Origin of the sequence: Rhodococcus sp. (in: high G+C Gram-positive bacteria) (assembly GCF_049591685.1) — a bacterium.
Taxonomy (GTDB): Bacteria; Actinomycetota; Actinomycetes; order Mycobacteriales; family Mycobacteriaceae; genus Rhodococcoides.
Genome location: NZ_JBAWFH010000225.1, coordinates 1 through 11501, shown reverse-complemented (window position 1 = coordinate 11501; position 11501 = coordinate 1). Strand labels below are relative to the sequence as shown.

Annotated in this window: 8 protein-coding genes; 5 read left to right on the top strand and 3 right to left on the bottom strand. The window is 63.6% G+C overall.

Annotation, left to right across the window (positions count from 1 at the left end):
- The coding region (locus WBQ44_RS09490; RefSeq protein ID WP_495566453.1) for a GntR family transcriptional regulator at positions 1-577 on the bottom strand (577 nt) is incomplete at its 3' end.
- Entirely contained in the window at positions 574-2070 is a 1497-nt protein-coding gene (locus WBQ44_RS09485; protein WP_495566452.1) for a fumarylacetoacetate hydrolase family protein, read from the bottom strand. The genes WBQ44_RS09485 and WBQ44_RS09490, both read right to left, overlap by 4 nt.
- A gap of 121 nt (positions 2071-2191) precedes the next feature.
- Between WBQ44_RS09485 and WBQ44_RS09480 the strand changes: the two genes are divergently transcribed.
- From WBQ44_RS09480 to WBQ44_RS09470, 3 genes are read left to right on the top strand one after another with little or no spacing between them, the layout of a single operon-like run.
- Positions 2192-3571 (top strand): MFS transporter, encoded by a 1380-nt coding sequence (locus WBQ44_RS09480; RefSeq protein ID WP_495566451.1) that lies wholly within the window; start codon positions 2192-2194, stop codon positions 3569-3571.
- A gap of 2 nt (positions 3572-3573) precedes the next feature.
- On the top strand, positions 3574-5499 hold the full coding sequence (locus WBQ44_RS09475; protein ID WP_495566450.1) for an FAD-binding monooxygenase: 1926 nt from the start codon (positions 3574-3576) through the stop codon (positions 5497-5499).
- Positions 5496-6965: an NAD-dependent succinate-semialdehyde dehydrogenase gene (locus WBQ44_RS09470; protein WP_495566449.1), complete on the top strand. Its 1470-nt coding sequence runs from the start codon at positions 5496-5498 to the stop codon at positions 6963-6965. Before WBQ44_RS09475 ends, WBQ44_RS09470 begins: the two co-directional genes overlap by 4 nt.
- 99 nt (positions 6966-7064) lie before the next feature.
- On the opposite strand, the gene WBQ44_RS09465 is transcribed toward WBQ44_RS09470, so the two are convergent.
- Positions 7065-7670 carry a TetR/AcrR family transcriptional regulator gene (locus tag WBQ44_RS09465; RefSeq protein WP_495566448.1) on the bottom strand — a complete coding sequence of 202 codons (606 nt, stop codon included), beginning with the start codon at positions 7668-7670 and terminating at the stop codon, positions 7065-7067.
- Between the two features lie 185 nt (positions 7671-7855).
- On the opposite strand from WBQ44_RS09465, the gene WBQ44_RS09460 reads away from it, so the two are divergent.
- Positions 7856-9766 carry a primary-amine oxidase gene (locus WBQ44_RS09460; protein WP_495566447.1) on the top strand — a complete coding sequence of 637 codons (1911 nt, stop codon included), beginning with the start codon at positions 7856-7858 and terminating at the stop codon, positions 9764-9766.
- 56 nt (positions 9767-9822) lie between these two features.
- Positions 9823-11292 (top strand): APC family permease, encoded by a 1470-nt coding sequence (locus tag WBQ44_RS09455; RefSeq protein WP_495566446.1) that lies wholly within the window; start codon positions 9823-9825, stop codon positions 11290-11292.
- Positions 11293-11501: the final 209 nt, after the last annotated feature.

The following is an 11501-nucleotide window of genomic DNA, read 5'->3' as shown; positions in this document are numbered from 1 at the left end:
TTTCTTCCAAAGACGCGCCGATTTCGATGAGGCGCACGATGTTCTCGTGTTCCTGCACCGATTCGTGGGCGCGTCCGGGTACGAACGTGAAGGTCGAGGCACGCAGACGGCCGAGCCGTCCCCATTCGGCTTCGACGAGGGTGATCATGCGGGAGTTCGGGCACTTGGCGAACAAAATTTCGTGAAATTCACGGTTCAGCGAGGTGAACAGGCGCGGGTCGAAGTGCCCGAGGGACTCGATCATTCGTTCGTTCACCGACCGGGCCCGGCGGATGTCGTCCTCGGAGAGTCGGCGCGCAGCCAATGCTGTCGCCGCACCTTCGAGAATGCCCAAAGCCTCCATGCTGTAGCGGTATTGGGAATCATCGACCATCGACACGTGCGCACCGACATTGCGCTCGAACGTCACCAGACCTTCGGCCTCGAGCTGCCGGATCGCTTCTCGCACCGGTACGACACTCATGTTCAGGTCCCTGGCGATCGCACCGAGCACCAGGCGATAGCCAGGGGTGTATTCCTGGCGTGCAATGCGGTCCTTGATGTCGCTGTAGGCGATCTGGGACTTGCTCTGGGTCATGGGGTGGCTCCTTCGCCGGTGCGCCAAACCTCGTACTTGCGCTTCCACTCTGCATTGGGAGGGAACAGACCATCGAGAGCGTGTCCGGCAGCAACCTGGTCGGCCACCCACGCATCTTGCTCCTCCTGCGAGAGAGCGTCGTCGACGACTTCCTCTGCGAGAGCGGGCGGAATTACGATGACACCGTCGCTGTCGCCGACGATGACGTCGCCCGGCTGCACTGTGGCTCCGCCGCAGCCGATGGTCAGGTCGTGGTCCCACGGGACATGGCGGCGACCCAGCACCGCGGGGTGGGCGGTCGCGGCGAAGACCGGCAGGCCGATGTCGGCAACCGCATCACGGTCGCGGACTCCGCCGTCGGTGACGACGCCGACCGCCCCACGAGAGCGGGCGCGAAGGGCGAGGATGTCGCCGAGGGTGCCGGAGCCGAGTTCGCCGCGGGCCTCGATGACGACGATCTCCCCTTCGTTCACCGCGTCGAACGCCCTCTTCTGGGCGTTGTAACCGCCGCCGTGCGAGACGAACAGGTCTTCTCGGTTGGGCACGAAACGCAGGGTCCGAGCGGTACCGACGATCTTGCTGCCGGGCGTTAGCGCATGGACGCCGTCGATCGAGACGTTGTTGAGGCCGCGTTTGCGCAGCTGGGCGGACAAGCCGGCTGTAGGTACCCGTGTGAGCTTCTCGCGAAGTTCGGGGCTCAGCCCTGCGCGAGTGGGAGCGATGCCTGCTGCCTCGGGCGAACCCCAGGCGTCGACGCGCTGTGCATCGTCGACCGACGGTAGCGAGCCGACCGAGCTGTCGAACTGTGCCGTGCCCTCCGCCACCGTGGTGACCAAGCGCCCGGAGGTCGCGGTACTACCCGGTGCATCGACCTCGATTTCGACGACGTCGCCCGGCACCACCACCGACGATCCGGCCGGGGTTCCAGTCAGCACGACATCACCGGTTTCGAGAGTGAAGTGTTGAGACAGATCGGCGATGAGCTGGGGGAGCGGGAAGATCAGGCCCGCTGTTGTGTCGTCCTGCACAAGGCTGCCGTTGACCCAGGTGCGGACCCGCAGCGCCGCCGGGTCGACCGAGCGGGCCTCGATGATCTGGGGTCCGAGCGGGGTGTAGCCGTCGCCGCCTTTGGAGCGAACGTTGGATCCCTTGTCGTTCGCGCGCAGGTCGTAGAGACCGAAGTCGTTGGCTGCGGTGACGCCGCTGACATGGCTCCAGGCGTCATCGACCGATACTCGCCGTGCGGGTGTACCGATGATCAGTGCGATCTCGCCTTCGAAGGCCAGAAGCTCGGTACCCGCGGGCCGTTCGATGGTGTCGCCGGTAGAGGCGACGGAGCTCGACGGCTTGAGGAAGTACGACGGGTGGGCCGGTCGCCGGCCACGCTGATCGGCGCGCGAGGCGTAACTCAGATGTACCGCAACGATTTTGCCGGGCCTGGCCAATGGGGCGGCTGCTTCTGTGTCGGCAGCAGCGTGGCGTTCGCTCTTCATGTTCCTCCTTGATAGCGACCCTTGCATCGTATCTCAGATCGTATACGATGAGTGACGCAGATCGCAATGACTCCCGGCCGTGCGTCACAGCACGAACAAACGGATCAACCTAGGAGCAACTATGAGCGCATCGACCCGGGGGCCGGCAGACCCCGGCCACCACGTCACCGATCGCGAACGTCGACGCGTTGTCTTCGCGACCGTGGTCGGTACCACCGTCGAGTGGTACGACTTCTTCGTCTACGCTGCCGCGGCCGGTCTGGTGTTCGGAGAGCTGTTCTTCAAACCGGCCGGCGGGGGGATGGCCACCATTCTCTCGTTCCTGACGGTCGGTCTGAGTTTTCTGTTTCGGCCGCTCGGCGCCTTCCTCGCCGGCCATTACGGCGACAAGTACGGCCGCCGCATCGTGCTCATGGTGACCTTGGTTTTGATGGGCGTGGCCACCACCCTGGTCGGTCTACTTCCGACCTATGCCAGCATCGGCGTCGCAGCCCCGATTCTGCTGATTTTCCTACGCATTCTGCAGGGCATTTCCGCAGGTGGGGAGTGGGGAGGGGCGGTACTGATGGCAGTCGAGCACGCCCCGGACCACAAACGCGGCATTTTCGGAGCCTCACCGCAGGTCGGGGTGCCGCTCGGGCTGCTGCTGGCATCCGGCGTGATGGCGCTGATGACGATCGTCGCCCCCGGCGAGGCGTTCGAGCAATGGGGTTGGCGCGTACCGTTCCTGCTCTCGATCGCACTCATTCTCATCGGCCACTACATCCGCCGCCGCGTCGAGGAAAGCCCGGTCTTCCTCGAAATCGCCGAACGCAAAGAGCAGACGAAGACACCGATCATCGAACTTTTCCGTAGCCACTGGAAAATCGTCGTAGTCGCAGCCCTCATCTTCGCCGGCAACAGCGCCGTGGGCTACATGACCACCGGCGGCTATATCCAGAATTACGCCACCAACCCCGATGGGCCTGTCGGCCTCGACCGGGGCCCCGTCTTGTGGGCGGTTGCCGGGTCTGCTCTGAGCTGGATGATCTTCACCTGGATCGGGGCGTGGGTGAGCGATCGAGTCGGACGCCGAACGACGTACCTCGTCGGCTGGGTGTTGCTCCTCGCCGCCCTCCTTCCACTGTTCACTCTGGTCGAGGTAGGCAATGTCTGGGTGTTGCTTGCTGGGTTGGTCCTGCTGACCGTCGGTCTCGGCTTCACTTACGGTCCACAGGCGGCGCTCTACGCCGAACTCTTTCCTGCCTCCGTCCGGTTCTCGGGGGTGTCCATCTCCTACGCAATCGGCGCGATTGTCGGCGGCGCATTCGCACCGATGATCGCCGCAGCACTCGTCCGCGCCACCGGCTCGACCACCGCGGTCACCGTGTACCTCGTGGTGGTGGTCCTGTTCTCCCTGACGGCCACGCTGCTGTTGCGTGACCGCAGTGGAATCCCGCTCGGACCCGACCACGAACAAGAGCAAGCAACAAGCCCTATCAGAGGATTGGCACAGGTCTGACCATGCAATTTCACCATCACGGCTACGTCTCCGGCGACCCCCGCATTCAGCATGTCGCAGGAACCGGCGTAGACCGACCCGAAGAACTGCCCGATCACGTCGATGTCCTCATTGTGGGTACCGGCCCGGCGGGAATGATCACCGCCGCTCAGCTCTCGCAATTTTCGGGCGTCACCACACGCATTGTCGAAAAGCGTACGGGCAGACTTGCCATCGGTCAGGCCGACGGCATCCAGGCACGCAGTGTCGAGACCTTCCAAGCGTTCGGCTTCGCCGACCGCATCACGGCCGAGGCGTACCGCATCACCGAGATGGCCTTCTGGAAGCCCGACCCGAACGATCCCTCCCAGATCGTGCGCACAGCGCGCACACCCGACGACGCCGTCGGAATCAGCGAGTTTCCGCACCTGATCGTCAATCAGGCACGCGTACTGGACTACTTTGCCGAGTTCATGGCCAACGCGCCCACGCGGATGAAGCCGGACTTCGGTTACGAATTCGTCACACTCGAGGTGGGCGAGGGTGAGTACCCCGTCACGGTCACCCTCCGGCACACCGGCGGCGAGAACGCAGGCCTCGAGCGCACGGTTCGCGCGAAATACGTCGTCGGATCCGATGGTGCCCGCAGCGCCGTCCGCGACACCATCGGCTGCACGCCGGTCGGAGACAAAGCTTTCCACGCCTGGGGCGTGATGGACGTCCTCGCTGTCACCGACTTCCCGGACATCCGCACCAAATGCGCCATTCAATCCGGCTCCGGCGGATCCATCCTCCACATCCCGCGCGAAGGTGGTCATCTGTTCCGCATGTACGTCGACCTCGGCGAAGTCGCAGAAAACGACAACGGCAACGTCCGCACGACCAGCATCGAACAGATCATCGCCCAAGCCAACGAAATCCTGCATCCCTACACCCTGGATGTGAAAGACGTTGCCTGGCACAGTGTCTACGAGGTCGGACATCGTGTCACCGACCGATTCGACGACGTGCCGGCCGACGAGATCGGCACCCGCACCCCGCACGTTTTCATCACCGGCGACGCGTGCCACACCCACAGCGCCAAGGCAGGCCAGGGTATGAACGTGTCCATGCAAGACGGGTTCAACCTGGGCTGGAAACTGGGCCACGTTCTCGAAGGTCGTGCCCCCGAATCCCTGCTCGCGACCTACACCGCCGAACGCCAGGTCATTGCCCAGAATTTGATCGATTTCGACAAGCAGTGGTCGACGATGATGGCCAAACGGCCCGAGGACTTCGACAATCCCTCGGAGCTCGAAGAGTTCTACGTGAAGACTGCCGAATTCCCAGCGGGATTCATGACCGAGTACGAACAGTCGATCATCGTCGGGGATACCGCCCACCAAGAACTGGCCACCGGCTTCGCGGTCGGCAAGCGGTTCAAATCTGTTCCCGTCGTGCGGGTCTGCGACGCCAACCCGATGCACCTCGGGCACCACCACCGCGCCGACGGCCGCTGGCGGATCTATGTCTTCGCCGATACTGCGGCGGCTGGGTTGCACTCGACCAGCCCAGCGTTGGACGAGCTGTCGGACTGGTTGGCGCATGCACCCGACTCGCCGGTTCTTCGCTACACCCCCGACGGCGCAGACATCGACGCCGCCTTCGACGTCAAGGTCATCTACCAGCAGGCCCACACCTCGGTCGACCTGAGCGCCGTCCGCCCGATCTTCCTGCCGACCGGTGGCCCGTTCGGGCTTGTGGATTACGAGAAGGTCTATGCCACCGACCCGGACATCGACATCTTCGACGAGCGCGGCATCGACCGGAGTGGAGCCATCGTGGTCGTGCGCCCCGACCAGTACGTCGCGCAGGTGCTTCCTCTTGCTGCTGTCTCCGAACTGGCGTCGTTCTTCGCCGGGAACATGTTGCCCGCTACCACCATCTCTCCCGCAAAGGAACTGGTATGACCGATCGCGAAACAGACCTGCTCGCCTCCGTCCCGAACGAGTTGTTCATCGGCGGAGCGTGGCGACCATCTTCGTCGAAGGCGACTTTGTCCGTCCAGGACCCGGCAACGGGAGAGGTGATCCGCGAGATCGCCGACGGTGCACCGGAAGACGGCCTGGCCGCGCTCGACGCGGCCGTGGCCGCTCAGGATTCGTGGGCCTCGACACCCGCACGTGAGCGTGCCGAGATACTGCGCCGAGCCTTCGACATGCTCCAAGCTCGCACAGAGGACTTTGCGCTGCTCATGACCCTGGAGATGGGCAAGCCGCTAGCCGAGGCCAGGGGAGAGGTCGCGTACGGGGGCGAATTTCTGCGCTGGTTCGGCGAGGAAGCAACGCGGGTTCAGGGCCGTTACGGACCCAACCCAGAGAACACCGGACGGGTGTTCGTCACCCAGCATCCGGTCGGGCCGTGCTTCTTGATCACGCCTTGGAACTTTCCGTTGGCGATGGCCACCCGCAAGATCGCACCCGCTCTGGCCGCGGGCTGCACTGTGGTGGTCAAACCGGCCGCGCTCACCCCCTTGACGACGTTGCTGCTGGTGAAGGTCCTGCAGGACGCCGGTCTTCCCGACGGCGTGGTCAACGTCGTCACCACCTCGTCGTCGTCCGCGGTGTCGGCGCCGATCATCGCCGATCCGCGGCTGCGCAAGCTCTCGTTCACCGGGTCCACGCCGGTCGGGCAAGCCTTGTTACGGCAGGCTGCAACGGGGGTGTTGCGTACCTCGATGGAACTCGGTGGCAACGCCCCGTTCGTCGTTTTCGGCGACGCGAATCTCGACAAGGCCGTGGACGGCGCCATCGCTGCGAAGTTCCGCAACATCGGACAGGCGTGCACGGCGGCCAATCGCTTCATCGTCCACAGTTCCGTGGCGACGGAGTTCGCGCGCCGAGTCACCGAACGGGTCGATGCATTACGAATTGGACGTGGGACCGAGGACGGTGTGACCATCGGCCCACTGATCGACGCCAAAGCCGTAGCCAAAGCCGACGAGCTGGTCACCGACGCAGTCAAGCGCGGTGCCACGGTCACCACCGGAGGCGCAGCGATCGAGCGGGCCGGCACCTTCTACGCCCCCACGGTCCTCACCGACGTCGCTCCCGGCAGCGACATCCTTCGCGAAGAGATTTTCGGACCGGTCCTCGCTATCGCCACCTTCGACACCGACGACGAAGCAGTGACGTTGGCGAACGACACCGAGTACGGGCTGGTGTCCTACGTCTACACCGACGACTTCGGTCGCGGTCAGCGCATGATCGAGCGGCTGCAGACGGGCATGATGGGCCTCAACGTCGGAGTCGTCTCCAATGCAGCAGCGCCGTTCGGCGGGTGGAAGATGTCGGGCCTGGGACGCGAGGGCGGTTCCGAAGGCATCCACGAGTACCTGCAGACCAAGTACACGCTGACACCGTCACCGTTCGCGTGATCTCGACCGGATCCTGATGTCGACGACTACGACCGAACCCACCACACACGATGGTCGGTACCGATCGATCGGGGGCGATCGATCGGTACCGGCGTGCGTTCACACGGGTGCGGGGGGTGGTGCTCGTAGGTCGTCGAGTGTCTGGTCGAGCAGCTTCTGCTGGTGCACAGCGCCCATCGATTCCGGTGTCAGCACTCCCATCACCTGCATTCCCATCAGCATCGACAACAGCCGGTCGGCGGTCACAGCGATGTCGGCGTCGACGATCTCCTCGTCCTCGGCCGCCTGGGTCAGCAGACCCCAGATACGTCCTCGCCATTCGGCCCACGCATCGGTATTGATCCGGCCGATCTCGGGGTCGTACATCGCCCGCTGCCACAGCGAGGTCGCAATACGCGCTTCTAGGAGACTCTCCTCGGTCAGCGGCATGATTTCGCGGCACAGAACGCGCAAGCCGGCGAGCCCGCGGGCATCGCCGATCCGATCGGCGACGCGATCGTTCGTTGCTCGGTGGACGTGCTCGTAGGCGTACCGGAGAACCTCCTCCTTGCCCGCGAAATAGTACGCCAGGACGCCGTTCGCATAACCCGCCTCGTCTGCGATAGCGCGCATACTCAGCGCCGAGATCCCTCGGGTGGCCAGTAACCGCCAGACGACATCGACGATCTCGCGTCGTCGGAGGTCGTGGTCGACTTGTTTGGGCACGTGAATTCGTCCCTCCTTTCGGGTCCCATTCTGGTGTGAGCGTTCATTCTCGTCCCACCCGCCCCAGGGCTGGTGGACTAGTTAACAGACAGAAAATTCGGTCGTAACAAATTGTGGGCATTATTCCCTACGAACGTAGAAAAACCCGCTACCGTTGCGTCACAACACTTTGAACGGAGAGACCGATGGCGATCAGTCCAGATGCGGTCCAGCACGCACTGTCATTGGCAACTGCGGAGGAACTGTCCTCCGTCCGAAAGATCCTTGCCGACGCCGGCCTCGTGTCGGACAGAACCCGCTTCGTCTACGTGGGCTTGCTCGAGCCCGACAAGACGGTGCTGTACGGACAGTCCACGAAGAGCGTGGATCGCCGCTTCAGGGCCATGCTGCTGGACCCGGCGACACCAGAATCGATCGATGCCGTCGTCTCGGTCACCGACCGCACCGTGCTCTCGAATCGAGTACTCGATGCGGCCACCGCAGGTCAACTGCCGGTCCTCGACGAAGAGTTCGAGCTGGTGGAACAGCTACTGGCGACGGATGAGCGTTGGCTCGCTGCATTGGCCGAGCGCAGGGTCGACCTCGCGCAGGTGCGTGTCGCGCCGCTGTCCGCGGGCGTCTTCGACTATCCGGGGGAAACGGGAAAGCGCATCCTACGAGGACTGGCGTTCCTACAGGAGCATCCGAAAGATCATCCGTGGGCACATCCCATCGACGGTCTCGTCGGATTTGTCGACGTGGCGGGCCGCCAGGTGCTCGAGGTACACGATTTCGGTGCCGTCCCCATCCCGCAGGAATCGGGGAACTTCGACGACCCTGCCGTCACGGGCCCTGCCCGCACCACCCAGAAACCTATCGAGATCACTCAACCCGACGGCCCGAGTTTCACAGTCGACGGCAACCATGTCGAGTGGGAGAAATGGTCGCTGCGCGTGGGCTTCGACGCACGAGAGGGGCTCGTCCTGCACCAGATCGGGTTCGAGGACTCCGGTCGCGTCCGGCCCATCATCCACCGCGCTTCGATCGCCGAGATGGTTGTACCCTACGGTGACCCGTCACCGGTGCGTTCGTGGCAAAACTACTTCGACACCGGAGAATACCTCGTCGGGCGGTACGCGAACGCACTCGAACTCGGATGCGATTGCGTCGGCGACATCACCTACTTCGACGCCGTCGTCGCCGACGAACTCGGTGCTCCTCGTACGCTGCGCAACGCAATCTGTATGCACGAAGAAGACTTCGGCATACTGTGGAAGCACAGCGATCAGTGGGCGGGTTCGAGCGAGACGCGTCGCCAACGCCGTCTGGTGATTTCGTTCTTCACCACGATCGGCAACTACGACTACGGCTTCTTCTGGTACCTCTACCTTGACGGCACCATCGAATTCGAAGTCAAAGCGACAGGCGTCGTCTTCACTTCCGCCTACCCGGGCAATGACTACCCGTATGCCTCGGAGATCGCCCCCGGGCTGGGTGCGCCGTACCACCAGCATCTGTTCAGTGCGCGGCTCGACATGATGGTCGACGGCGCTCGAAACAGCGTCGAGGAGATCGAGAGCGTTCGGGTGCCGATGGGTGAGGGAAACCCGCACGGAAACGCGTTCACACTCGGCAAGACCCTGCTACGCGATGAGGAGGAAGGCCAGCGACTGGCGGACAACCGGGCGGGGAGGGTCTGGCACGTCACCAACCCGGGTGTCACCAACAGGTTGGGTCATCCTGTTGCGTATGCCCTCTTCCCCGAGGGCAATCCGCTTCTACTGGCCGACGACGCGTCCTCGGTTGCGGCGCGGGCAGCCTTCGCCACCAAGCACCTGTGGGTGACCAAGTTCGCGCCCGACGAGCTTTATGCGTCAGGTGATTTCGTCAATCAACACCCGGGCGGTTCCGGCTTGCCCGAATACGTCGCCGGCAATCGCAGCATCGTCGACGACGACATCGTGGTGTGGCACACCTTCGGGCTCACGCACTACCCGCGGCCCGAAGATTGGCCGATAATGCCCGTCGACTACAGCGGCTTCAAACTCAAGCCGGTCGGATTCTTCGACCGCAATCCCACTCTCGACGTACCCGGCGCAGCCAAGCGCTGCCACTGAGCCGACGCCTCGGCTGTCGGCGCCCGCATCCCGACCCTCTTCCACCTGGAGTCTCCATGACCACAGAACACCCGACGAACATCGAACCCGTCCACGACCATCGCCTGCGCCGAGGTTCCCTCGGGGTACTCGGTGTGACGTTCTTCGTCATCTCGGCTGCTGCGCCGCTGACGGCTATGGCAGGCGGTGCGCCGGTGGCGATGCTGCTGGGGAACGGACCTGGAGTACCGGGTGCCTACCTCGTCGCCGTGATCACGCTGCTCGTGTTCGCCGTCGGCTACACCACTATGGCCCGTCATCACACGAGTACCGGCGCGTTCTATTCCTACATCACCCGCGGGCTTCGGCAGCAATTCGGCGGCGCAGCAGCGTATCTCGCGCTGTTGAGCTACAACGCGATGCAGATCGGGCTGTGGGGACTGTTCGGAGCGGCGATCAGCGGATTCGTGGTCGACGAGTTCGGTGTGTCGATCGACTGGTGGGTGTACGTTCTCATTGGGATTGCGATCGTGGCGGTGCTCGGCTACCGGCAGATCGACCTGTCGGTGAAGGTTTTGTCAGTGCTCGTGGCCGCCGAGTTTGCGGTCGTCATCATTCTCGCCGCCGTCATCGCGGTGAAAGGTGGCGATTTCGGCACCGCAACGATGAGTATCACCCCGCTGACCCCGAGCGCTCTCATGGGCGGCTCCCTGCCGATCGCACTGCTTTTCTGCTTCGCCTCGTTTGTGGGATTCGAAGCCACCTCCATCTACAGCGAGGAGGCCCGCGACCCCAAGCGTACGGTCCCACGCGCAACCTTCCTGTCCGTCGTCCTCATCGGCGTCGTATACACCGTCGTCACGTTCTTGATGATCAACGGCGCAGGGGTGCAGAACATCCCCGCGTTCGTCGCGCAGCTCGCCGACCCCACCACCTTCATCTTCGAACTTTCGAATTTCTACGTCGGTGAATGGTTTACCACCATCATGCGAATCCTGTTCATCACCAGTGTGTTCGCCGCAGTGCTGGCATTTCACAACGCGGTCGCTCGGTACGGTTACGCGCTCGGTAGGGAAGGGCTGTTGCCTGCGCGGGTTGGCCACACCCACGTTCGTCACCGTAGCCCCCACATCGGCTCGGTCTCGCAGTCTGCCCTGGCAGTGCTGGTTGTCGCCGTGTTCGCCGCCACAGCGCAGGATCCCGTCCTCGCCCTGTTCACTTGGCTCACCAACCTCGGCACGCTCGGGGTCATCGCGCTGATGGCGCTGTCGTCCTTCGCCATCGTCGTGTTCTTCCGCCGTAACCAGGACCTCGAACGTGGCGTCGTGCGCACCGTCATTGCCCCGATCGTCGCCGGTGTCGCCCTACTCGCAATTCTCGCCTACGCGGTGTCGAACTTCGGTCTTCTCATCAGCTCCGGTGGTGTTCTGGTGTGGTTGCTGCCCAGCCTGCTGGTGGTCGTCGCCGTTCTCGGTGTAACGGCGTCGGTTGTGTTGAAGTCGCGGTCGCCGCAGTTGTACGACGAGATGGGAAGTCACAGAGAATGAGCGCGTCGACGAGATCGGTTGCGGCTGTGGATATCCGGCACCCCGGCACTGGTCGTTGGTTACCCGGGATGTCGATCACCGCTGTAGTAGCGCTGCTGCTGGCATCGCTGTCGGCGGTCCTTCATCTGTTCGCGATGACCGGCTCGAGTGGCCCGGGGAGCATGGTTGCCGCCGCAATGGCGCTGGCCTGCCTCTGGTGCGGTGTGCAC